Origin of the sequence: Roseicella sp. DB1501 (assembly GCF_013112485.1) — a bacterium.
Taxonomy (GTDB): Bacteria; Pseudomonadota; Alphaproteobacteria; order Acetobacterales; family Acetobacteraceae; genus Paracraurococcus.
In genome coordinates this window covers 198,618-221,416 of record NZ_JABFHG010000003.1, presented here as the reverse complement: position 1 = coordinate 221,416, position 22,799 = coordinate 198,618, and the positions used below count along the sequence as shown (strand labels likewise).

At 72.4% G+C, this 22,799-nt stretch carries 22 protein-coding genes; 8 read left to right on the top strand and 14 right to left on the bottom strand.

The genetic code is table 11. The features are described 5' to 3' along the window. Positions 1–252: 252 nt before the first annotated feature. Both HJG45_RS07335 and HJG45_RS29170 read left to right on the top strand, forming a co-directional pair. Positions 253–1,095, top strand: coding sequence for a DUF6502 family protein (locus HJG45_RS07335; protein ID WP_171611451.1), 843 nt, complete (start codon positions 253–255; stop codon positions 1,093–1,095). Continuing rightward, positions 1,092–2,534: a DUF5666 domain-containing protein gene (locus tag HJG45_RS29170; RefSeq protein WP_171611450.1), complete on the top strand. Its 1,443-nt coding sequence runs from the start codon at positions 1,092–1,094 to the stop codon at positions 2,532–2,534. Before HJG45_RS07335 ends, HJG45_RS29170 begins: the two co-directional genes overlap by 4 nt. A gap of 14 nt (positions 2,535–2,548) precedes the next feature. Here the strand turns inward: HJG45_RS29170 and HJG45_RS07325 are convergent, their stop codons facing one another. Further along, positions 2,549–4,051, bottom strand: coding sequence for an aldehyde dehydrogenase family protein (locus tag HJG45_RS07325; RefSeq protein ID WP_171611449.1), 1,503 nt, complete (start codon positions 4,049–4,051; stop codon positions 2,549–2,551). Between the two features lie 178 nt (positions 4,052–4,229). Here HJG45_RS07325 and HJG45_RS07320 point away from each other — a divergent pair, with 178 nt between their 5' ends. Continuing rightward, positions 4,230–4,421: a hypothetical protein gene (locus tag HJG45_RS07320; protein WP_171611448.1), complete on the top strand. Its 192-nt coding sequence runs from the start codon at positions 4,230–4,232 to the stop codon at positions 4,419–4,421. 27 nt (positions 4,422–4,448) lie between these two features. Here HJG45_RS07320 and lspA read toward each other — a convergent pair whose 3' ends face one another. The 4 genes from lspA to HJG45_RS07300 all read right to left on the bottom strand — a co-directional run bounded on the left by lspA (position 4,449) and on the right by HJG45_RS07300 (position 9,500). After that, on the bottom strand, positions 4,449–4,910 hold the full coding sequence (gene lspA, locus HJG45_RS07315) for a signal peptidase II (protein ID WP_171611779.1): 462 nt from the start codon (positions 4,908–4,910) through the stop codon (positions 4,449–4,451). Between the two features lie 64 nt (positions 4,911–4,974). After that, the gene (gene ileS / locus HJG45_RS07310) at positions 4,975–7,803 is read right to left on the bottom strand and encodes an isoleucine--tRNA ligase (protein ID WP_171611447.1); all 2,829 of its coding nucleotides are present in this window, start codon (positions 7,801–7,803) and stop codon (positions 4,975–4,977) included. A 294-nt stretch (positions 7,804–8,097) separates the two neighbouring features. Then, complete coding sequence (locus HJG45_RS07305) at positions 8,098–9,036, bottom strand: bifunctional riboflavin kinase/FAD synthetase (RefSeq protein ID WP_171611446.1); 939 nt, start codon at positions 9,034–9,036, stop codon at positions 8,098–8,100. Next, positions 9,033–9,500 carry a MaoC family dehydratase gene (locus HJG45_RS07300; protein WP_171611445.1) on the bottom strand — a complete coding sequence of 156 codons (468 nt, stop codon included), beginning with the start codon at positions 9,498–9,500 and terminating at the stop codon, positions 9,033–9,035. The genes HJG45_RS07305 and HJG45_RS07300 overlap by 4 nt, the downstream gene beginning before the upstream one ends. Before the next feature lie 234 nt (positions 9,501–9,734). Here HJG45_RS07300 and HJG45_RS07295 point away from each other — a divergent pair, with 234 nt between their 5' ends. Both HJG45_RS07295 and HJG45_RS07290 read left to right on the top strand, forming a co-directional pair. Next, positions 9,735–10,865 carry a M20 family metallopeptidase gene (locus HJG45_RS07295; RefSeq protein WP_171611444.1) on the top strand — a complete coding sequence of 377 codons (1,131 nt, stop codon included), beginning with the start codon at positions 9,735–9,737 and terminating at the stop codon, positions 10,863–10,865. Positions 10,866–10,947: 82 nt separating this feature from the next. After that, positions 10,948–11,106: a hypothetical protein gene (locus tag HJG45_RS07290; protein WP_171611443.1), complete on the top strand. Its 159-nt coding sequence runs from the start codon at positions 10,948–10,950 to the stop codon at positions 11,104–11,106. Between the two features lie 103 nt (positions 11,107–11,209). Here the strand turns inward: HJG45_RS07290 and ptsP are convergent, their stop codons facing one another. From ptsP to HJG45_RS07265, 5 genes are all read right to left on the bottom strand, one after another. Beyond that, positions 11,210–12,985, bottom strand: coding sequence for a phosphoenolpyruvate--protein phosphotransferase (gene ptsP / locus HJG45_RS07285; RefSeq protein WP_408902017.1), 1,776 nt, complete (start codon positions 12,983–12,985; stop codon positions 11,210–11,212). Between the two features lie 112 nt (positions 12,986–13,097). Continuing rightward, on the bottom strand, positions 13,098–13,367 hold the full coding sequence (locus tag HJG45_RS07280; RefSeq protein WP_111469390.1) for an HPr family phosphocarrier protein: 270 nt from the start codon (positions 13,365–13,367) through the stop codon (positions 13,098–13,100). Positions 13,368–13,429: 62 nt separating this feature from the next. Beyond that, on the bottom strand, positions 13,430–13,870 hold the full coding sequence (locus HJG45_RS07275) for a PTS sugar transporter subunit IIA (protein WP_171611441.1): 441 nt from the start codon (positions 13,868–13,870) through the stop codon (positions 13,430–13,432). Continuing rightward, positions 13,867–14,883, bottom strand: a complete 1,017-nt coding sequence (gene rapZ, locus HJG45_RS07270) for an RNase adapter RapZ (RefSeq protein ID WP_171611440.1) — start codon at positions 14,881–14,883, stop codon at positions 13,867–13,869. The genes HJG45_RS07275 and rapZ overlap by 4 nt, the downstream gene beginning before the upstream one ends. Next, positions 14,880–15,326, bottom strand: coding sequence for an HPr kinase/phosphorylase (locus tag HJG45_RS07265; RefSeq protein ID WP_171611439.1), 447 nt, complete (start codon positions 15,324–15,326; stop codon positions 14,880–14,882). Before HJG45_RS07265 ends, rapZ begins: the two co-directional genes overlap by 4 nt. A gap of 105 nt (positions 15,327–15,431) precedes the next feature. On the opposite strand from HJG45_RS07265, the gene HJG45_RS07260 reads away from it, so the two are divergent. Next, entirely contained in the window at positions 15,432–16,373 is a 942-nt protein-coding gene (locus tag HJG45_RS07260; protein ID WP_171611438.1) for a threonine/serine dehydratase, read from the top strand. Between the two features lie 66 nt (positions 16,374–16,439). On the opposite strand, the gene HJG45_RS07255 is transcribed toward HJG45_RS07260, so the two are convergent. Both HJG45_RS07255 and HJG45_RS07250 read right to left on the bottom strand, forming a co-directional pair. Then, complete coding sequence (locus tag HJG45_RS07255; protein ID WP_171611437.1) at positions 16,440–17,243, bottom strand: undecaprenyl-diphosphate phosphatase; 804 nt, start codon at positions 17,241–17,243, stop codon at positions 16,440–16,442. A 104-nt stretch (positions 17,244–17,347) separates the two neighbouring features. Next, entirely contained in the window at positions 17,348–18,436 is a 1,089-nt protein-coding gene (locus HJG45_RS07250) for a TRAP transporter substrate-binding protein (protein WP_171611436.1), read from the bottom strand. 30 nt (positions 18,437–18,466) lie between these two features. Between HJG45_RS07250 and HJG45_RS07245 the strand changes: the two genes are divergently transcribed. Further along, complete coding sequence (locus HJG45_RS07245) at positions 18,467–19,171, top strand: YoaK family protein (protein ID WP_171611435.1); 705 nt, start codon at positions 18,467–18,469, stop codon at positions 19,169–19,171. Positions 19,172–19,265: 94 nt separating this feature from the next. Further along, positions 19,266–20,342 (top strand): TRAP transporter substrate-binding protein, encoded by a 1,077-nt coding sequence (locus HJG45_RS07240; protein ID WP_171611434.1) that lies wholly within the window; start codon positions 19,266–19,268, stop codon positions 20,340–20,342. Between the two features lie 34 nt (positions 20,343–20,376). On the opposite strand, the gene HJG45_RS07235 is transcribed toward HJG45_RS07240, so the two are convergent. Beyond that, positions 20,377–21,741: an MmgE/PrpD family protein gene (locus HJG45_RS07235; RefSeq protein WP_171611433.1), complete on the bottom strand. Its 1,365-nt coding sequence runs from the start codon at positions 21,739–21,741 to the stop codon at positions 20,377–20,379. A gap of 79 nt (positions 21,742–21,820) precedes the next feature. Next, positions 21,821–22,795 (bottom strand): hydroxyacid dehydrogenase, encoded by a 975-nt coding sequence (locus tag HJG45_RS07230; RefSeq protein WP_171611432.1) that lies wholly within the window; start codon positions 22,793–22,795, stop codon positions 21,821–21,823. Between the last annotated feature and the right edge of the window lie 4 nt (positions 22,796–22,799).

Here is a 22,799-nt window from a genome sequence, read left to right as displayed (position 1 = left end):
GAGGCGGCGCCAATCGGCGGCGCCGGCCGGGCAGCGTGGATCATGTCCGGGGTTCCGGGCCTGCGGGGCGAGGGATGGTCAGCACCCCCGTCATTGCATGGGACATTTTCCCACGTCAAGCGCCAGCGCGACAGGCATAGATCTTTCCGGCCCAACCTCCGGGTCGCCTCCCAACGCGCCTCCCACGGGCGCGTCAATTCTCCCGGCAGCAAAGCAATGCTATGGGGTGGGGAGCCGGCCGGAAGTCCTGGATTGACCGCATCACCCGAACGCCCGACCGCGGAGGCGCTCATCGGCCCCCTCCGGCGCATGCTGCGGCCTCTCGTCCGTTTCCTGATCCAGTGCGGCGTCACCTTTCCCGTGCTGGCCGACCTGCTCCGCGGCCTCTATCTCGACGTCGCCCGCGCCGACCTCCCCGGCGCCACGCCGCGCACCGACAGCCGCATCAGCCTGATCACCGGCATCCACCGCAAGGAGGTGCGCCGGCACCGCAGCGCCGCCGATCCGGAGGAGGCGCCGGCCGTGGTCACGCTGGGCAGCCAGATCCTCGCCCGCTGGCTGGGCGATCCGGGCTTCGCCGGCCCGGACGGGTCGCCGCGCCCGCTGGCGCGGCTGCGCACGCCCGGCGAGCCCTCCTTCGAGGAGCTGGTGGAGGCGACGACGAGCGACATGCGGCCGCGCGCCGTGCTCGACGAATGGCTGAGCCTCGGTCTCGTCCGCCTCGGCGAGGATGACCGCGTCACCCTCGACGCCACCGCCTTCCTGCCGCGGCCGGGCCAGGAGGCGCAGCTCTTCTACTTCGCCCGCAACCTGGCGGATCATCTGGCGGCGGCCACCGCCAATGTCGGCGCTGCGGCCAAGCCGCCCTTCCTCGACCGCAGCGTGCATTACGACCGGCTCGACCCAGGAGTCGCGGCGGCGCTCGAGGCCGTGGCGCGCGAGGCGGCGGAGCGGGTGCTGATCGAGGTCAACCGCCACGCCCTCGGGCTGGTCGGGGAGGAGGCGCCGGATCCCGGTGGGGACCGACCCAGGCGGCGGGTCAATCTCGGCGTCTACCTCTACGTCGAGGACGAGCCGCCGGGCGACGCGGCATGATGCGCCCCTCCCCCGCCTGGCAGGCGCTGGCGCTGCTGGTGGCGCTGGCCGGCTGTGCCCCGCGGCCGGAGGTGGCCGCCCCTGCCGGCAACGCCTCGGCGGGGCCGGCGGGGCCGCGATGCCAGGTTGGGCCGGATGGCGGCCCGGTGCTCGGCGAGCGCGGCATCGGCGGCACCGGCGCCCCGGCGGATGCGATGCGTCAGGCCGAGCGTGGCCTGGGCGGCACGGGCATCCGCCGCAAGGAGGGCGACCCCGTCCTCGCTGAGCGTGGGATCGGCGGCACCGGCGCGCCCACCTTCCAACAGGCCGAGCGCGGGATCGGCGGCACCGGCATCGTCGGCGTCATCACCGGCTTCGCCAGCATCTGCCTCGCTGGCCAGGAGGTCGCGCTGGACCCCAGCGTGCCGGTGATGGTGGAGAGCCGGCGCAGCACGCCGTCCGCCCTGCGGGCCGGCCAGGTTGCGGTGGTCGAGGCGACGGGCAGCGGCGGCGCCCTGCAGGCCCGGCGCGTCGAGGTGCGCTACGAGGTGACGGGGCCTGTCGAGGCGGCCGAGGCCGATGGCGCGCTGCGGATCGCCGGCCAGCGAGTGCTGTCGCCGGCCCGGGCAGCCGCGTCCGCAGCCGGGGAGGCCTGGCCGCGCCGCGGCGACTGGGTGGCGGTGAGCGGGTTGCGGCGGCCCGATGGGTCGATCCAGGCGACCCGGCTCGACGGCATGGCGCCAGGCCCGGCGCGGGTCCATGGCATGCTGCAGCGCGAGGCCGGTGCGGCGCGCATCGGCGGCCTCGAGATCCGCGGCGTGCCGCAGGATCTGCCGGAGACGGATCGCGGCGTGATCGTCGCCGGCCGCTACGAGAACGGCATCCTGCGCGCCGAGAGCGTGGTGCCGGACCCGCTGGTGACGGACCCGACGGCCTATTTCGGCCGGCAGGTCCGCGCCTTCGTGCTGGAGAGCTTCGTCGCGCCGGATGGTCGGATGCTGCGACTCGCGCCCGGGGTCGCTGCCGCGATGCCGCCGGGCCTCGGCAACTTCGCCGGTGGCCGCGCGGTGGTCGAGCTGGTGCGGGGCGGCGATGGCGGGCTGCTGGTATCCGCGCTGCGCACGGCGGGCGCCGCGCCGCCGGCCAGCGGGATGTCCCCCGGTGGGCGGGGCGGCGGTCCCGGTCACGGCCCAGGCCAAGCCCCCGGTGATCGCCCGTCATCGGGATTCCCGCCCTGGCGGGGCGGCGGCATGCCCGACCAAGCTAGGCCCGGCAGCCCCGGTCCCGGCGGCTTCGGCCCAGGAGGAGGGCCCGAGGGCGGTCCAGGGAGAGGACCCAGGAGCTTCGGTCCCGGCGGCTTCGGCCTGGGCGGCTTTGGGCGGGGCCCGGGCGGTTTCGGCCCGGGTCCAGGAGGAGGCGGCCCTGGTGGCGGTCCGGGCGGCGGTGGCCCTGGCCGCTGAGCGCGGCCGGGGGATCAACCGCGCGGCGGCGGCAGGTCGAGGTTCACGCTGACATTCTTGCGCTGGGTGAAGCTCTCCAGCATGCCCTCCAGCGAGAATTCCCGGCCGATGCCGCTCTGCTTGTAGCCGCCATAGGAATGGCCCGGCACCTGGCCGCCGGCCTGGTTCACCTGCACCCAGCCAGCCTCGATCCGATGCGCCGTGCGCAGGGCGGCGCCGATGTCGCGGGTGAAGACATAGGCGGCGAGGCCGTAATGGCTGTCATTGGCCATGCGCAGCATCTCCGCCTCGTCCTCCCAGGGGATCGCCACCAGCACCGGGCCGAAGATCTCCTCCCGCGCCAGGCGCCAATCGTTGGTGGCGTCGGCGAAGATGGTGGGGACGGCGAAATAGCCCTCGCTCAGCGGCCCCTCGCCTGGCGGCAGGCCGCCGGTCAGCAACCGCGCATCCTGCCGCTGCATCCCCTCCTTCACATAGCCGCAGACGCGGTCGAACTGCTTGCGGTTGATGATGGTGCCGATATCGCTGGCCTCGTCCAGCGGGTCGCCGAGCTTCAGCGTCCGCACCTTCGCCACCAGCCGCTCGAGGAAGCTGTCGAAGATGCGCCGGTGCAGGAACAGCCGCGAGCCGGCGGTGCAGGACTGGCTCTGGCGGGTGAAGCGCATCGCCGCGACGACGCCGTCCACCACCCAGTCCTCGTCGGCATCCGGGTAGAGGATGCAGGGCGACTTGCCGCCGAGCTCGAGCGAGACCGGCACGATGCGCTCCGCGGCCCAGCCCATGATCAGCTTGCCGACGGCGGTCGAGCCGGTGAAGGAGAGCTTGCGCACCGCCGGGTGGCGCGCCAGCGGCTCGCCGCATTCCGGGCCGGTGCCGGTCAGCAGGTTGAGCACGCCCGCCGGCAGGTGCTCCTGGCAGAAGGCGGCGAGCATCAGCACGCCGAGCGGCGCGTCCTCCGCCGCCTTAAGCACCATGGTGTTGCCGGCGCAGAGGGCGGGTGCGATCTTCAGCGCGGCCAGCAGCACCGGCGCATTCCAGGGGATGATGGCGCCGACCACGCCGAGCGGCTCGCGCCGCGTATAGCTCAGCACATGCTCGCCGAGCGGGATGGTCTCCCCCTTCAGCTCGCTGGCGAGGCCGCCGAAATAGCGGAAGATCTCGGCGAGGCCGCGCGCCTCCGGCCGCGCCTGGGTGCGGAGCGCGTTGCCGGTCTCGGTCGCCACCTGCCGGGCGATCGCCTCCGCCTCGGCCTCCAGCCGGTCGGCGATGCGCAGCAGGGCGCGGCCACGCTCGCGCGGCGGCACGCGCGACCAGGCGGAGAAGGCGGCCTGCGCCGCGGCGATGGCCACCTCGACATCGGCCGGCTTGCCGCGCGGTACCGCGGCAATGGTCCGGCGGTTGGCCGGGTTCTCGACGAGGATCGTCTCGCCATCCCGCGCCGGCACCCAGACGCCGTCGATGAGCATGGGGTGGAAGGGCGCGGCCGATGCCGTCGTTGCGGCGGCGGTGCTGCTCATGATGGCGTTTCCCTCGTTGCGGTGGACCGGGGCGCGACTCTTCCGGCCGCCGCCCCGCAACGCAAGGGGGCGGCGGGCGGTTGACCGGGCCGCGGCGGCAAGGGATGGCTATATTTGATCAAATATAACAATACGCCCGACCCCAAGGCGCGGAGGCCGGGGCGCGGCAGGAGGATCCATGGCGGCCTATCCGGAACTGCGACTCTGCATCAGCGGCGAGCGGCGCCGCCCGGCACAGCCGGCGTTCAACCCCTTCGATGACAGCGTGCTGGGCGAGCTGCCGCATGCGAGGCGCGAGGGCGGCAGCGAGGGGCTGGCCTGCTACACGGTGACGAAGAACGTCTTGCACCTGGCGACGCCGCCGGGCTGAGCGGCGACGCTGCGGCGCAGGGTTTACCTAACCCCGTGCCGGCCGGCGCAGCAGCGCATCGGCGAGCAGCGCGACGACGCCGCAGACGATGCCGGCATCGGCGATGTTGAAGACGTACCAGTTCCAGCCCCAGGCATGCGCCCGGATGAAATCGACCACCGCGCCGAAGCGCAGCCGGTCGATGACGTTGCCGACGGCGCCACCGATGACGGCGCCGAGGGCGAGCGCCACCAGCCGCGTCTCGGCGCGCCACAGCCAGCGCAGCAGGAAGCCGGCGATGGCGACCGCGACCACCGCCAGCAGCACGTGGTTCAGCGGCCCCTCCCCCGAGAGAAGGCCGAAGGTGACGCCGCGATTCCACACCATGGTGAGGTCGAGGCCGAAGGGCCCGACCTGCAGCAGCGGCAGGTTGCGCAGCGCCGGCAGGTCAAGCCGTTCGAGGATCCACCACTTGCTCGCCTGATCGGCCAGCAGCAGCAGCGCCGCCATGGCGAGGCCGAGGCGGACGCCGCCGCGGGCTGGCGCCACGGCGGCGGTGGTCGCGCTCAAGACCTCAGCCGCCCTGGGCTTCGACAACCGCCTCGCAGCGGCGGCAAAGCGTCGGGTGCCGCTCCGAGACGCCGACCTCGGGCAGCACGCGCCAGCAGCGGTCGCATTTCGTGCCGGGGGCGACTTCCACCGTCTCGCCCGTCTCCGCCGCCTCGGTGAGCGTGACCTGGGAGACGATCAGCACCTCCGCCCATTCCTCGGCGGTCAGCACATTCGCCGGCTCCTCCGGCGCGAAGCGCAGCAGCGCCTTCGCCTGCAGCGAGGAGCCGATGGTGCCGGCGCGTCGCTTCTCCTCGATGTCGCCGGTGACGCTGCGGCGGAAGCGGCGGATCTCCGCCCAGCGCTCGGCCAGCGCCGGGTCCTTCCATCCTTCCGGCACCATCGGGAAGTCGGTGAGGTGGATGCTGCCATTCTCATCCGGGAAGCGCGCCAGCCAGGCCTCCTCGGCGGTGAAGACCAGCACCGGCGCCAGCCAGGCGCAGAGGCAGCGATGCAGCACGTCGAGCACCGTGCGGGCGCTGCGCCGGCGATGGCTGTCCGGCCCGTCGCAGTAGAGCGCGTCCTTGCGGATGTCGAAGTAGAAGGCGGAGAGGTCGGTGGCGCAGAAATTGTGGATCTCGGGATAGACCCCGGTCCAGTCGTAATCCTCGGCCGCCTTGCGGATCCGCGCATCCAGCTCGGTCAGCCGGTGCAGCACCCAGCGTTCCAGCTCCGGCAGCTCGGCATAGGGGACGGTCTCCCCCTCCTCGAAGCCGGCAAGGTTGCCGAGCAGCCAGCGCAGCGAATTGCGGATGCGGCGATACAGTTCCGCCTGCTGCTTCAGGATCTCCGGCCCGATGCGCAGGTCCTCGGCGGTGTCGGAGTTCATCACCCAGAGCCGCAGGATGTCGGCGCCGTATTGCTGCATCACCTGCTGCGGCGCGGTGACGTTGCCGAGCGACTTCGACATCTTGCGGCCCTGCTCGTCGAGCACGAAGCCATGCGTCAGCACCGCCTTGAAGGGGGCGACGCCGTTGGTGCCGATGCTCTCGAGCAGCGAGGAATGGAACCAGCCGCGATGCTGGTCGGAGCCCTCCAGGTAAAGGTCGGCGGGGAAGGGCAGGCCGTGGTCGGGCAGCACGAAGGCATGGGTGCTGCCGCTCTCGAACCAGACATCGACGATGTCCATCACCTGCTCGTAATCCGCCGGGTCGCGTCCCTTTCCGAGGAAGCGCGCCGCGGCGCCCGGCTTGTACCAGGCATCAGCGCCCTCCTCGGCGAAGGCGGCGATGATGCGGTCCATCACCGTCGGGTCGCGCAGCGGCTCGCCCGTCGCCCTTTCGACGAAGACGGCGATCGGCACGCCCCAGGCGCGCTGGCGGCTGATGCACCAATCCGGCCGCGCCGCCACCATGCTGCCGATGCGGTTGCGGCCCTGATCCGGGACGAAATGCGTGGCGTCGATCGCCGCCAGCGCCTTCTCGCGGATGCGGTTGGCATCGTCCATGGCGATGAACCATTGCGGCGTCGCCCGGAAAATCACCGGCTTCTTGCTGCGCCAGCTATGCGGGTAGCTGTGCGTCAGCTTCGACTTGGCGACCAGCGTCCCCGCCGCCTCGCAGGCGGCATAGACGGCGTCATGCGCCTTGAAGACATGCAGGCCGGTGAAGCCCGGCGCCTGCACGGTGAAGCTGCCGTCGTCATTCACCGTCTCCGGCACCGCCAGCCCATGGGCGCGGCCGAGGTTGAAGTCGTCCTCGCCATGGCCGGGCGCGATATGCACGAAGCCGGTGCCGGCCTCGGTGGTGACGAAATCGCCCGGCAGCAGCGGCACCGGGAAGTCGTAGCCCGCATTCCAGCCGGCCAGCGGATGCGCCGCGACGGCGCCGGCGAGCTCCGCGCCCTTCAGCACGCGTTTCACGCTATGCGCGCCGAGCTTCGCATCCTTCTCGAATTGCGGCAGCAGCGGCAGCGCCACCAGCAGCCGCTCGCCCGGCACCAGATGGCTGTCCTCGCCCACCGCATCGACATGCAGCAGCGCGTAGTCGATCTCCTCGCCATAGGCGACGGCGCGGTTGCCGGGGATGGTCCAGGGCGTCGTCGTCCAGATCACCACGCTGGCGCCGACCAGGTCCTCCGCCGCCGCCCGCTGCAGCCGGAAGCGCGCCCAGAGCGTCGGCGAGACATGGTCGTGATACTCGATCTCGGCCTCGGCCAACGCCGTCTTCTCGACCGGGCTCCACATCACGGGGCGCAGGCCGCGATAGAGCGAGCCGTTCGTCAGGAACTTGCCGATCTCGCGCACGATCGCGGCCTCGCTGGTGAGGTCCATCGTGGCGTAGCGCCCGGCCCAGTCGCCGAAGACGCCGAGGCGCTTGAACTCCTCCCGCTGCACGTCCAGCCAGTGCGCGGCATAGGCGCGGCACTCGGCGCGGAACTCCAGCACCGGCACGTCGTCCTTCTTGCGGCCGCCCTGGTACTTGCCCTTGGGGTCGCGGTACTCCTCCTCGATCTTCCACTCGATCGGCAGGCCGTGGCAGTCCCAGCCCGGGACGTAATCCGCGTCCTTCCCCGCCATCTGGGCGGCGCGGTTGATCACGTCCTTCAGGATCTTGTTCAGCGCGTGGCCGATATGCAGCGGCCCGTTCGCATAGGGCGGGCCGTCATGCAGGACGAAGCGCTCGCGGCCCTTCGACTGCGCCCGCAGCCGCTCCCACAACTTCAGTTGCTCCCAGCGGGCGAGCCATTGCGGCTCCCGCTTCGGCAGGTCGCCGCGCATGGGGAAGGAGGTCTCGGGCAGGAAGACGGTGCCGCGATAGTCGCGGAGGGCGGTGTCGGCGGGGCTGTCGTTCATGGGTCTCGGTCCTGGCCGCGGGCGCCCTGGCGCCGGCGGAGCGGTGGATGCGCGCGATGGGTCCCGGCCCCGGCCTGGCGGCGGCTCCGGCGGTGCCGGAGGGCCTCAGGCGAGGACCGGGCCAGGAATTCGGCCGATGAGACGATATGGCGCCGAAGCGTGCATGGCGCGGTTATGCGGAGCGGAGCGGGGCCGGGTCAAGCGCGGGTTGTGCGCGGCTGCCCCTCTTCACCGCAAGTGGATACACGCCCGGCGTGATATGGCGGCGGGCGGGATGAGGCCGTCGCCGCCGGCTCAGCCCAGCGCCGCCCGCGCCGCCTCGGCATCCTGGGCGATCGCCGCCTTCAGCGTCTCAAGGTCGGCGAATTTGGCATCCGGCCGCAGGAAATGCATCAGCCGCACGCCGATCTCCCGGTCGTAGAGATCGCCCGACCAGTCGAAGACATAGGTCTCGAGCCGCGTCTCCGGATCGCCGCCAAGGGTCGGCCGCCGGCCGATATTGGCGACGCCCTTGGCCTCCGTGCCGTCCGGCAGCGCGACGGTGACGGCATAGACGCCGCGCGCCGGCTCCAGGTGCCGGCCTAGCCACATATTGGCGGTCGGCCAGCCCAGCACCCGGCCCAGCTTGTCGCCATGCACCACCGTGCCGCGGATCTCCCAGGGGCGGCCGAGCATGGCGGTCGCGCGCTCCGGATAGCCGTCCTGCAGCACCCGGCGGATGCGGGTCGAGGAGATGGGGCCCTGCGCATCGGTCAGCGGCGGGACGATGGTCACGCCGATCCCGGCCGTCTCGGCCAGCGTGGAGAGCCGCGCCGCATCCCCGCCCCGGCGATGCCCGAAGGCGAAATCCTGGCCGCAGGCGAGATGCACGGCGCCGAGGCCCCGGCACAGCACCTGCTCGAAGAAGGCCTCGGCCGGCATGGCGGCCAGCGTCTCGTCGAAGCGCAGCGCATAGACCACCGCCGCCCCGGCCGCCCCCAGCGCCGCCGCCTTGGCCGGTAGCAGGGTCAGCCGGAAGGGCGGGTCGTCGGGGCGGAAATGCTCGCGCGGATGCGGCTCGAAGGTGAGCGCCGCCAGCTTCGCGCCGGGCCGCGCCTGGTGCGCCGCATGCAGCACGGCGAGATGGCCGCGATGCACCCCGTCCATGTTGCCGAGCGCGATGGTGGCGCCGCGCAGCCCCTCCGGCACGTCGTGCCAGTCCGTGACGACCGCGGGGCGGGCCGGGGTGGTCATTCCGCCGCCCGCGTCCCAGAGGGGGGAACGGAGGCGGCAGCGGCGGCCCGGCTCGGGACGGAGACATAGGCCTCGCCCTCCAGCACCGGCTTGCCCCGCACGGCGCAGACGGTGCGCAGCGTCGCCCGGTGCTTCTCCGGGTGCAGCGCCAACACCTCGACGGTCGCGGTCACCGTCTCGCCGATCCGCACCGGGGCGCGGAATTGCAGGCTCTGCGACATGTAGATCGTCCCCGGGCCGGGAAGCTGCGTCCCCAGCACCTTGGTGATCAGCCCGGCGGCCAGCATGCCATGGGCGATGCGCTCGCCGAAGATCGTCTCCTTCGCGTAGTCGGCGTTGAGATGCATCGGGTTGGTGTCGCCGGTGACGGCGGCGAAGAGGACGATATCGGCCTCGGTGATGGTCTTGCCGAAGCTGGCCTTCTGGCCGACCGCGAGATCCTCGAAGAACATGCCGTCGGACATCGACACCCCTGGGGAGACTGCTATGCGCCGTCGCGCCCGGCGGCGCCGGAGGCGGCGTCCCAGGGGCGCGACGCCGCCCTCAGCCCCCCAGCTACAGCGGATCGCGGCGAGGCGGAAGCGCGGGCGGGCGGCCGGGCCGCGGCTTTCCAGCCCGACCGGCGCGGGCGAACATGCCGCTGGCCGACCCGTCCCAGGCCCCAGCTCCGGGATCCGGCCCCGAGAAAGGACCTCCGCATGCCCGTGACCGAGATCGGCTCCTCCGACCGCCTGCTCACCGAATTGCGGGGCTGGGTCGAGCAGGAGACGCCGAGCACCGATGCGGCGGCGGTCAACGCCCTGCTCTCGCGCGCCGAGGCGGAGCTCGGCGCCGCCGGCGCGGCGCTCGAGCGGCTGCCGGGGCGGGACGGCTATGGCGACACGCTGATCGCCCGCACCCCCGGGGAGGGCCCGCCGGTGGTGGTGGCCGGGCATCTCGACACCGTCTGGGACCACGGGACCCTGGCCGGGCCGATGCCCTTCCGGGTCGAGGGCGAGCGCGCCCATGGCCCCGGCATCTACGACATGAAGGCTGGCAGCTTCCTCGCCTTCCATGCGGTGCGGGAGATCCTGCGCCAGGGGACCCGGACGCGCCGACCGATCACCCTGCTGCTGACCCCGGACGAGGAGGTGGGCAGCCCGACCAGCCGCGCGCCGATCGAGGCGGCGGCGCGCGGCGCCTGCGCGGTGCTGATCCCCGAGCCGGCGGGCGGGCCGCAGGGCGCCTGCGTCACCGGGCGCAAGGGGACGGGCGGCTTCACCATGACCGTCGCCGGCCGCAGCGCCCATGCCGGCGGCAATTGGTCGGAGGGACGGAGCGCCGTGGTCGCCCTCGCCCAGGCCATCTTGAAGATCCATGCCCTGACCGATCTGGAGCGCGGCGTCACCACCAATGTCGCGCCCATCTGGGGCGGCACGCGGCCGAACGTCATCCCGCCCGAGGCCGGCTGCCGGATCGACTTCCGCGCCCCGAGCCTGGCGGAGGCGGAGCGGGTGGTCGCCGCCATCCGGGCCCTGGCCGGCGAGGCGGACGGCATCCGCATCACGCTCGAGGGCGGGTTGAACCGGCCGCCGCTGGAGGAGGGGCCGGCCAACCTCGCCCTCTACGAGACCGCCCGGGCGATCGCCGCGCGGCAGGGCTACGACCTGCCGCGGCAGCAGCGCGGCGGCGGCTCGGACGGCAATTTCACCGCCGCCCTTGGCATCCCGACCCTCGACGGGCTCGGCTGCACCGGGGCGGGGGCGCATGCGCCGGAGGAGCATATCCGCTGGCGCGACCTGGCGCCGCGCGGGGCGGTGCTGTGCGAGCTGCTGGAGACGCTGGGCTGAGGATCGGCGGCCGCCTGGCAACCTGGCCGGGAACAGCCCTCCCGCCGCCGCGTTGTGCGCCGCATCATCCGGGATGCGCGCCATGCCGAGGCCTTGGACGAAGAAGAACCCGCTGATGAGCCTCTGGCTCAGCGCGGCGAACCGCTGGGCGGCGCTGGCACAGCGCGGGGCGACGGCGACGATGAAGCGAGCGGCGACCAAACCCGCGAAGCCGCGACGGGGCAAGCTGCGGCGGAGCTAGACCATGATCCGTTCACTCTGGTTCACGGATCATGGTCCAGGCCGTTGTTTAATAGTGTGATTCACGCTTTTCGGTGTTTCCACCTCAAGTGATCACGCTCTAGTCAGCCTTTGTCCCCGCTCCCGAAATTCATCACGAGCTCATGGATACGCTGCGGGTCGGACTGTTCCATCACCCGCCGGGCGAAGCGGGCGCAGTCGCCAATATCGAGCGCCCGGACCATCTGCTTCACCCGCGGGATGGCGCTGGCATTCATCGACAGCGTCCGGATGCCGAGGCCGAGCAGCAGCGGCACCAGGCGCGGATTGCCCGCCATCTCGCCGCAGACCGAGACCGGCATGCGCAGGCGCAGCGCCGCCTCGGTGGCGAATTGCATCAGCCGCAGCACCGCCGGGTGCAGCGGGTCGTAGAGGTGCGAGACCTCGGCCTCGGCGCGGTCGACGGCCAGGGTGTACATGGCGAGGTCGTTGGTGCCGATGGCGAAGAAATCGGCCTCCAGCGCGATGGCATCGGCGGCCAGCGCGGCGCCCGGCGTCTCGATCATGCAGCCGAGCTCGGGCAGCTTGTCCGGCAGGTGCACGCCCTTGCGGCGCAGCCTCCGGGCGACGCGCTCATAGACTTCGCGCGCCTGCTTCACCTCGGAGGGGTTGGTGACCAGCGGCAGCAGGATGCGCGTGCTGCCGCGGTCGGCGACGCGGAGGATGGCGGCGAATTGCGCCTCCAGCAGCTCCGGCCGCTTCAGCAGCAGCCGCAACCCGCGCAGGCCGAGCGCCGGGTTGGGCCCGGCATGGGTCGGCGCGATGCCCTGGCTCAGCGCCTCCATGTCCTTCTCGCCGCCCCAGTCGAGCACGCGGATGGTGACCGGGTCGCCGCCCATCGCCTCCAGCACCTGGGCATAGGCCAGAGTCTGCGCCTCCTCGTCCGGCAGATCCTCGCGGTTCATGAAGAGGAATTCGGTACGCAGCAGCCCGATGCCCTGGGCGCCGGCCTGGGCGATCAGCGGCAGCTCGGCCGGGATCTCCAGATTGGCCTGCAGCTCCACCGGCTCGCCATCCGTCGTCACCGCCGGCAGGCGGCGCAGCTTGGCGAGCTTCTGCCGCTCCTTGGCGAAGGCGGCGAGCGCCTCCTTGCCCCGCTCGAGCGCCCGCTCGCCCGGCCGCAGCACGATGGTGCCGGCACTGCCGTCGAGCACGGCCCGGTCGCCGCGGGTCACGCTGCCGGTCAGCCCGACGCAGCCGAGGACGGAGGGGATGCCGAGGGCGCGCAGCATGATGGCGGTATGGCCATCGGCGCCGCCCTCCTCGGTGGCGACGCCGGCGATGCGAGCCGGGTCGAGCAGCGCCGCATCGGCCGGCGTCAGCTCCTCGGCCACCAGGATCGCGCCCTCGGGCACCTCCTTCAGGCTGCGGAAAGGGGTGGCGGTCAGGTTGCGGGTCAGCCGGCGGGCGATCTCCCGCACCTCGTCGGCGCGGCGCTTCAGCCCGGCGCGGTCGTCATCCTTCGCCGCCATGATCAGGGTGGCGATCGCCTCCGCCTCGTCCCCCACCGCGGTCTCGGCGGCGACCAGCCCGCTCTCGATGCGCTTGCGGGCGCCGCGCAGCAGCCGGGAATTGCCGAGCATGAGGACATAGGCGTCGAGCAGCGGCGACAGCTCCTCCTGCGCCTCCTCGGGCAGGATGCCGAGCCGCGTCTTCAGCTTGCCGATCTGCTTGCGCGACAGGGCGACGGCATCGGCCAGGCGCTGCCGCTCGGCCTCCACCTCGCCGGGCGCGATGCCGCGGCGCGGGGCCTCGGCGGGGATCTCGGTGGTGTCGTAGACCGGGCCGATGGCGATGCCCGGAGTGATCGCGATGCCGCGGATCTCCTGCTCCCGCAGCATCCGCCCGATCCGGCGCGGCGCCTCGGCGCTGCGCTCGGCCGTCCGGTCCGTGCCGCGCTCGGTGCCGCGCTCCGGGCCCTTGGCGCTCAGCCCTTCCGCCGGTTCGGTGCCGTCATTCTTCATGGAAACCGGCCTCGACCAGGCCGGCCACCGCCTCGAGCGCCTCCTTGGCGTCCCAGCCCTCGGCCTCGATCTCGATGGTAGTGCCCTGGCTGGCCCCGAGCATCATCAGCCCCATGATGGAGCAGGCCGGCACCCGCTGGCCGCCGCAGGAGACGTGCAGGCAGGCGGAGAAACGCTCGGCCAGCGTCACCAGCTTGGCCGCGGCGCGGGCATGCAGGCCGCGGCTGTTGCGGATGGTGAGGCTTCGTCGCAGCACCATCTCCCCCTCGCCGCAACCACAGGTGGCGGGCTGGCTGTCGATTGCCTGCGTCGCAGTATGGCTCACGGCTTGGTTCCTCCGTTCGCGCGGCCATTGACCCGGGCGATCCCGTTCGGGAGGTCGCCGGCGGCTGCGATGTATTTGCGCCCCGCCGCGGCGGCGTGGTCGACCGCCTCGGCCAGGGGCTCGGATGAGCGGATCTTGGCGAGCTTGACCAGCAGCGGCAGGTTCACCCCGGCGATCACCTCGACCTGCTTGCGGTCGGCGAGCGAGACGGCGAGGTTGCAGGGGGTGCCGCCCATGATGTCCGTCAGTACCACCACGCCATCCCCCTGGTCGACGGCGGCGATGCTCTCGCGGATATCCTGCCGCCGCCGCTCCATGTCGTCGTCGGGGCCGATGCAGACGGTCGAGACCGCCCGCTGCGGGCCGACGACGTGTTCCATGGCGAGACGAAGCTCGTCGGCGAGCCGGCCATGGGTAACGAGAACCAATCCGATCATGGGGTGCGTGTCAGGGCCTCCCGACCCCCCGTCCCGGCCTGAGGAGAGGGGACGGCATCTCCACCAGCCCCTTCGCGTGGTGCGGGGAGCGTGGCGCTGCGATGGCCGGGTAGCGCCCCCGGGTCCATCCCGGCAAGCTCCCTCTGGGCCAGTTCCCGATGCGTTACATCCGCACGCCATCCAGCCGAGCGAAGATGGTCAGCCAGGCGCTCCGCCACAAGGACCGAGCGGTGCCGGCCGCCGGTGCAGCCGAGCGCGATGGTGAGGTACTTCTTGCCCTCCGCCACGTAGCGTGGCAGCAGCGGGTCGATGAAGCCGGTCAGCCGGGCCCAGAAGGCAGCGAAGTCCGGGTCCTCCTCGACATAGGCGGCGACCGCCGGGTCGCGGCCGGTCTGCGGCTTCAGGGCCGGGACGTAGTGCGGGTTGCGCAGGAAGCGCATGTCGAAGACCAGGTCGGCCTCCCGCGGCAGGCCGCGCGGGAAGGCGAAGGATATCACCTGGATCGCTAGCCCGGTCGCCCCCTCCGGGCGGAAGCGGCGCTCGATCATCTGCCGCAGCGCCGGCAGCGGCAGGTCGGAGGTGTCCACCACCAGGTCGGCCGCGTCGCGCAGCGGGGCCAGCAGCGCCGATTCCCTGGCGATGCCGTCGATCACCCTATTGCCGAGCGAGCCGCCCGGCGCCAGCGGGTGGCGCCGCCGCGTCTCGGTGAAGCGGCGCAGCAGCACCGCATCCTCGGCGGTGGTGAAGATCAGCGTCACCGCGATGCCGGGCTTGCGCCGCAGGCGGGCCAGGGTGACCAGCGCCCCGGTCGGCACGAAGCCGCGGGTGCGGGTGTCGATGCCGGCGGCGATGGGCGCGTCGCCATCCTCGACCAGCTCCTCGAGCACCTTGAGAGGCGGGTTGTCCACCGTCTCGAAGCCGAGATCCTCCAGCACCCGGAGGATGGAGGCCTTGCCGGCCCCGGAGAGGCCGGTGACCAGCACCACCGGCCGGGCGGGCAGCGCCTCGCTCATGCGAAGGCGCCCGCCTGCTGCCGGGCGCAGCCGAGCGCGGCATCGAGCGCCAGGGCGAGCCGCGCCGCGGCCGAGGCGGCGAAGGCGTCCAGCCGGATCAGCGGCAGGGCGATGCCGGCCTCGCCCCAGCGCTCCGGCTCCGGCAGCCGGACGAGCTCGGCCCGCGGCACCAGCCGCGCCACCAGGCGGAGCGTCGCCGGCGCGGCCACCGGCAGGTCGCGGAACAGGCCGAGGCCGCGCACCTCTAGCATGCCGCGCAAGGCCGGCGGCGCCTCGGCGCGCAGCACGCCCGCCTCGGCCGTCAGCGCGACCTGGTCATCGGCCACCAGGCGCCAGCCGCGATCGATCAGGCGCAGCACGAGGTCGGACTTCCCGGAGCCCGAAGGACCCAGCAACAGGACGGCGTCCCCTTCGCGGGCGACAGAACTGGCATGAAGCAGCATCCTGGTCGCCACCACACAGGCGACCGACCTTGGCAGAAAGCCGACACCCTTCCAAGGGTACCGGCAGTTGCGTCGCAGCATCGCGCATGCCACCCCTGACGTGCCATGTCGACCTTTCCCAACCAGGCGGCGATCCGCGCCGCCGCGCACCGCATCGCCCCGCATGTCCGGCGCACCCCCCTGCTGCATCTGGATGGATCGGCGCTGGGCATCGATAACGATATTGTACTGAAATTGGAGGGGTTGCAGGCAAGCGGTTCCTTCAAGCCACGCGGCGCCTTCAACCGGATGCTCTCGAATCCCCTGCCGCCGGCCGGGGTGATCGCCGCCTCGGGCGGCAACCATGGCGCCGCCGTCGCCCATGCCGCCCGGGCGCTCGGCGTTCCGGCGGAGATCTTCGTCCCCGCCATCACCGGCGCCGCCAAGCGGGCCCGGATCGAATCCTACGGCGCCCGGCTGGTCGTGGGCGGCGAGGCCTATGACTCGGCGCGGCTGGCGAGCGAGGCGCGCGCCGCCGAGACCGGGGCGCTGCTCGTGCACGCCTACGACCAGGCGGAGGTGCTGGCCGGCCAGGGCACCGTGGCGCTCGAATTCCAGGAACAGGCGCCGGACCTCACCCATCTGCTGGTCGCGGTCGGCGGCGGCGGGCTGATCGGCGGCATGGCCGCCTGGTATGCCGGCAGCGGCGCGCGGGTGATCGGCATCGAGCCCGAGGCCTGCCCCACCCTCGCCAGCGCGCTGCGGGCGGGCCGGCCGGTGCCGGCCCCGGTCGGCGGCCTGGCGGCGGACAGCCTCGGGGCGAAGCAGGTGGGCGCGCTGATGTTCGCCGTGGCGCGGGAGCATGTGGCCGGGACCGTGCTGGTGCCGGACGAGGCTATCCGCGCGGCGCAGCGCCGGCTGTGGGATGCTGCGCGCATCGTGGCCGAGCCGGGCGGGGCGACCGCGCTGGCAGCGCTGCTCTGCGGCGCCTGGCGCCCGCCGGCGGGGGCGCGGGTCGGCGTGCTGGTCTGCGGCGCCAATTGCGACCCGGCCAGCCTCGCGGGGTAATCCCTGCGGCGGCTGCCCGGCCCGTCCCGTCTGCGGCCTCCGCATGGTTGCGGACCGGCGCCCGGCTCAGCCCGCCAGCAGCACGGCGAAGCCGATGAGGCCGAGCGCGATGCGGTACCAGCCGAAGGGCGTGAAGCCGATCCGCCCGATCACCGCCAGCACCCAGCGCACCGTCACCAGCGCCACCACGAAGGCGGCGACGAAGCCGACCGCGATCTGCCCGAGCCCGGTGAAGGCGATCTCGTGGCGCACCTTGAACAGGCTGTAGGCGGTGGCCGCCAGCATGGTCGGGATGGCGAGGACGAAGCTGAACTCGGCCGCCGTCTTCCGCTCCACCCCGAGCAGCAGGGCGGTGATGATGGTCGCGCCCGAGCGGGAGGTGCCCGGGATCATGGCCAGCGCCTGGCCGAAGCCGATCAGCAGCGCCGGCACCGGCCCGATCTCGGGCACCGAGCGGATGGCCGGCACCCGGCGCAGCCGCTCGATCAGGATGATGGCGACGCCGCCCGCGATCAGCGCGCCGCAGACCACCCAGGGGCTGAACAGCCGCTCGGTGATGGTCTTGTGCAGCGTCGCGCCGATCACCGCGGCCGGCAGGAAGGCGAGCAGCAGGTTCGTCACGTAGAACCGCTCCGGCCCCGGCCGCCACATGCCGCGGGCGAGGCCGAGCAGCGTCTCCCGGAACACCCAGATCACGGCGAGGATGGCGCCGAGTTGGATGGAGATCTCGAAGACCTTCCCCGGCGGCCCCTCGAAGCCGATGAGACGCCCGAGCAGGATCAGATGGCCGGTCGAGGAGATGGGCAGGAATTCGGTCAGCCCCTCCAGCACCCCCATGGCGAGGGCGGAGAGCAAATCGGCAATGGGCATGAAGACGGCTAATCCCGAGAGCGAAGCCGCCCAGATACCGCTGGTTGGGGGGCCGCGTCCAACGCAGAAGCGGCGGCGCCGACCAGCAGTATCTGGACGCCGCCTCAGCCCCGCCGCGCCGCCTCGGGGAAGGCGAAGTTGTCGAAGCTGCTCTCAGCCACGCGGAACCACTGGTATTCCTCGTCCCGGTAGGCCCGGTAGGCGGTCCAGACCTTCTTGAAGCGCTCGTTCTTCGCCGACATCTCGTCGTAGAGGGCGTGCGCCTCCTTCCAGGCGGCCTGCATGATGTCGCGCGGCCAGAAGCGGAGCTGCGCCCCAGCCGAGACCAGCCGGCGCAGCGCCTGCGGGTTCAGGTGGTCGTAGCGCGCCAGCATGTCGGCATTCGCCTCGCCGCAGGAGACCTCGAGCGCCGCCTTGTAGGCCGGCGGCAGCGACTCGAAGGCCGCCTGGTTGACCAGCAGGTGCAGATGCGCCCCCGCCTCCCAGAAGCCCGGGGCGTAGTAGAACTTGGCCACCCGCACGAAGCCGAGCTTCTCGTCGTCATGCGGCCCGACGAACTCGACGGCATCGAGGGTGCCGCGCTCGAGCGAGGGATAGATGTCGGCGGCGGCGATCTGCGTCGGCACCGCGCCCATGCGGCGGAAGATCTCGCCGGCCAGGCCGGCGACCCGGAATTTCAGCCCCTTGAGGTCGTCGATCGACTTGATCTCGCTGCGGAACCAGCCGCCCATCTGGGCGCCGGTGTCGCCGGCCGGGAAGCCGACGATGTTGTAGTCCTTGAACAGCTCCGCCGCGAGCTCGCCGCCGCCGCCCTGGGTCAGCCAGGCCATGTTCTGCCGGGCGTTCAGGCCGAAGGGCAGGGCCGTGAAGAAGGCGAAGGCCGGGTCCTTGCCCGTGTAGTAGTAGACCGGCGTGTGGCCGGCCTCGATGGTCCCGGCCTGCACCGCATCCAGCACCTGCAGCCCGGGGACGATCTCGCCGGCCGCGAAGAAGCGGATCTGGAAGCGGTTGTCGGTGAGCTGCGCGACCCGCTGGGCGATCCGGTCCCCGGTGCCGTAGAGCACGTCGAGATTGCGCGGGAAGGCCGAGGCGAGGCGCCAGCGCACCTCCGGATTGGCCTGGGCCAGGGCGGGGGCGGCGAGGGCGGCCGGCGCGGCGGCGGCCGCGGCGCCGAGGAGAAGGCGGCGGTTCATGGCGGATCTCCCGGAAGGAACGGCGGTGTAATGCGATTGTCCCCGAACGAAAAGCCCGTTGCGTCCCCCTCCCCCGCCCCCCGGAACGCCGCGCCGCGCCCGGCCATCCGCCCCGTCTCCCCCTGGGCCGCGGTGCCGCTGGTCGCGCTCGCCGGCTGCGTCGATGCCATCGGCTGGCTGCGCTTCGACCAGCTTTTCGTCAGCTTCATCAGCGGCACCAGCACCATGCTCGGCATCGCCGCGGCCGAGGGCGACCATGCGCGCGCCGCCGCCCTTGGCATGGTGGTCGGGCTGTTCGCCGCCGGGGCGCTGCTCGGCGCGGTGCTGGGCACGGCCGCCGGGCGCTGGCGCAGCACCGTGGTGCTCGCCGCCGTCACCCTGCTGCTCGCCGCCGCGCTGCTGGCGCCGCCCGGCGGCGGTTGGGAGCTGCCGCGCGCCGCCTGGACCATGGTGCCGGCCATGGGGATGCTGAACACCGCGCTCCCCGGGGTCGGCGGCATCACCTTCGTCACCGGCGCCCTCTCCCGCGCCATGGAGGGGTTGGTGCTGGGCCTGCTCGGCCGCGCCCGGCACGGCGCCTGGGTGCAGCAGGCCGCCTGCTGGGGCGCGATGGTGGCCGGGGCGCTGCTCGGCGGGGCGTTGCAGACCCGCTGGGGCGATGCGGCGCTGGCCGTGCCGGCGAGCGCGGCGCTGCTGGCGGCCATGCTCGCCGCGCTGGCGGCGCTGCGCGGCTGAGCGTTCCGGTCGCGGGCCTATTGCCGTGGCGACCGTCTGCCGGCAGGCTTCCGGCAAGGCGCCGCGATGCGCGACTGGGAGAAACATCCGAATCATGAACCGACGCCACCTCGTCGCCGGCACGGCCGGTGTTGCCCTCGCCGCCCCCCGCCTTGCCGCAGCGCAGCCGCGCCTGCGCTGGCGCTGCCCGAACAGCTTCCCCCGCACCCTGGATACGCTCTACGGCGCGGCCGAGATCGTGGCGCGGCGGGTGCGGGACATGTCGGAGGGCGCCTTCGAGATCACCGTCTCCGGCCCGGGCGAGGTGGTGCCGGCGCTGCAGATCCTCGACGCCGTCGGCCAGGGCTCGGTGGAATGCGGCTTCACCTCCTCGCTCTTTTACTTCGGCAAGGATCCGAGCTTCGCCTTCGGCTCCACCCTGCCCTTCGGCATGAACAGCCGCGGCAATTTCGCCTGGCTGAACTATGCCGGCGGCCGCGAGCAGCTGAAGGACGTCTTCGCCGAGGCGAATATCTGGCAGATCCCAGCTGGCTGCACCGGCGCCCAGATGGGCGGCTGGTCGAAGCGGGAGCTGAAGGGCCTCGACGACATGAAGGGGCTGAAATTCCGCATCGCCGGCCTGGGCGGCAGCGTGATGCAGAAGCTCGGCGTGGTGCCGCAGCAGATCGCGCCCACCGACATCTATCCGGCGCTGGAGCGCGGCGTCATCGACGGCGCCGAATATATCGGCCCCTATGACGACGAGAAGCTCGGCTTCGGCCGGGTGGCGAAATACTACTACTTCCCCGGCTTCCAGGAGGCCGGGCCGAATACCGACTTCCTGGTCAACCTGAAGGCCTGGGAAGCGCTGCCAAACGCCTACAAGGCGATGCTGGAGACGGCCTGCGCCGAGGCCTACCACGCGACGGCGGCGAAATACGACGTGGCGAACCCGCCGGCGCTGCGCCGCCTGGTCGCGGGCGGCACCGTGCTCAAACCCTATCCGCGCGAGGTGATGAACGCGCTCTACAAGGCGGCGCAGGAGCTCTATGCCGAAATCGGCGAGCAGAATGCGCGCTTCAAGAAGATCCACGCGCATTGGGACGCCTTCCGGGTCGAGCAGATCCAGTGGTTCCGCGTCGCCGAGGATTCGCTGGCCAATTTCCAGGCCGTCGCCACCGCGCCGAAATAGCGCGGCGGCAGGGGCGGAACGGGGCGCCGGCGCCCTATTCCGCCGCTTGGCGGAGCCGCCCCGGCAGGGCGCCGGGTGCGGCCGCGCCCTGCCACAGCGCCTCGAGCAGCGCCGCGGCCGCATCGGCGCCGATCACCGGGTCGCAGAGCTCGCGGAACTTCTCCGACAGCTCGGCATCCGAGAGCGGCGCGTCGGGATCGCCCTTGCGGGTCGGCTGGTAGCGATCGAGCACGCGCCCATCGGCCAGGGTGACCCGCAGCTTCGCCGCCCGCTTCGCCGGATAGGCATCGGCCAGCTCGGGGTCCAGCGTCACCGTCACCTTCGGCATGATGGCGCGGATCGCCGGGTTCGCCAGGTTCTCCGGCGTGAAGGCGGCGATGCGCACGCCGCCGAGCACCAGCAGCGCCCCCATGGTGTACTGGACGGAGAAGCGCGCCTCCTGCTCGGTCGCCGCCTCCGGCCGGTCGCAGATGCTCTTGGTCGGGCCGTAGCCGCCGACATGCACCGCGGCGACGTCGCCGGCCGTGAAGCCGTGCTCGCGCTGCAGCTCCCGCATGGCGTCGAGCGCGGCGAAGATATGGCCGCAGCAGCCATGGTTCTTGAAGGTCATCTCGGTGATGCAGACGCGGCTGCCGAGATCGGCCAGCGCCCGGTCCCACTTGCCGGTATCCTCGCTGGTGGCGGCGGCGAAGCCCTTCGGCCCGTGCAGCGCATCCAGCGCCCCGGTGACGCCCGCCGCGGCGCCGATCGCCGCCAGCGCCCCGGCATCGGCGGCATGGCCGGGATGCAGCGGCTTCGACATGGACTCCGAGAGGAAGGCCTGCTGCAGCCCGCCGGCGAAGGTGGCCGCCGTGGCGATGGCATGCGCGATCCGCTCCGCATCGCAGCCGAGCGCGACGGCGGTGGCGACGGCGGCGCCGAAGGTGCCGACCGTGCCGGTGGTGTGCCAGTTCTTGTAATGGCTTGGCTGCACCGCCATGCCGATGCGGCAGGAGACCTCGTAGCCGGCGATGATGGCGCGCAGCAGGTCCTCCATCGTGCCGCCCTGCTGCTGCACGGCGGCGAGCGCGGGGGCGATGGTGGGGCAGCCGGGATGGTAGCCGGCATCGCGGAAGATGTCGTCGAACTCGACCGTGTGGCTCGCCGTCGCGTTCAGCAGCGCGGCATGGCGCAGCGGCGAGGGTTGCCCATCCACGTAGCAGATGGAGCGACCCGGCCCCCGCTCGGCGGCCAGCGCCGCGGCGAGCAGCGTCGCTGGCGGCTTGCCGAGGCCGGGCAGCAGCGCCGCGAACCAGTCGACGAGGGCGCGGCGGGCATGGCGGGCAACCGCCTCGGGCAGCGGCCGGCTCCGCCAGGAGGCGGCATGCTCGGCCAGGATCAGGAGCGGGTTGTCGGCCATGGCGCTTCTCCCTTGGTTGCCCTCCGGAGCGGATTCACGCCTTCAGGCGATGCCACCCTGCGGCGATCCGCTCCCGGCGCTACGCGTTGCCGCGCAGCACCTCCTTGTTGATCACCACATCCTCGTCCAGCCGGTTCTCGAAGCAGGCGAGGATGCTCTCGGCGCAGGACAGGCCCATGCGGCGGAAGGACTGCTCGGTGGCGGCCGCGGAATGCGGCGTCAGCACCACGTTCGGCAGCTTCAGCAGCGGGTTCTCCGCCCGCGCCGGCTCGTCCCAGAAGACGTCGAGCCCGGCGGCCGCCAGATGGCCGTTCGCCAGCGCGGCGGCCAGCGGCTTCTCCTCGACCAGCGTGCCGCGGGCGGTGTTGATCAGCACCGCGCCGGGCTTCATGGCGGCGATGAACTCGCCATTCACCAGCCCCCGCGTCTCGGCATTGCTGGGGAGGTGGATGGTGACGATGTCGGCCGCGGTGAGGCCGGCCTGCAGGTCCTTCACCGGGGTGAAGCCGGCGCCCTTGATGGTGTTCTGCGCCACATAGGGGTCGCGCACCAGGACGTTCATGCCGAAGGCGGCGCAGAGCCGGGCGACGCGGCCGCCGATGCGGCCGAAGCCCATCACCAGCACGGTGCGGCCGGCGAGGTCGAAGGTGGTCGGCACCGGCGGGGTGATCCAGGTCAGCGCCCGCACCTTGGCATCGTACTGCGCCGTGCCGCGGGCGATGTTCAGCATCAGCATCATCGCATGCTCGGCGACCGAGACGGCATTGGCATCCGGCGTCACGGTCAGCGGGATGCCGCGCTCGGTCAGCGCCGGCACGTCGACCGCGTCGTAGCCGACGCCGTGCCGGGCGACGATGCGCAGGTTCGGCGCGTGCTTCAGGAAGTCGCGGTTGATCGGCGTCGCGCGCACGATCACCGCATCGGCCTTGGGCACGGCGGCGGCGATGGTCTGCTCGTTCACCGGGTCGAGTACCTCGAGGGTGACGCCGGGGGCGTTCCGCAGCATCGCCAGCGCCTCCTCATGGACGGAGCGGAGGCAGACGACATGGGGCATGCGA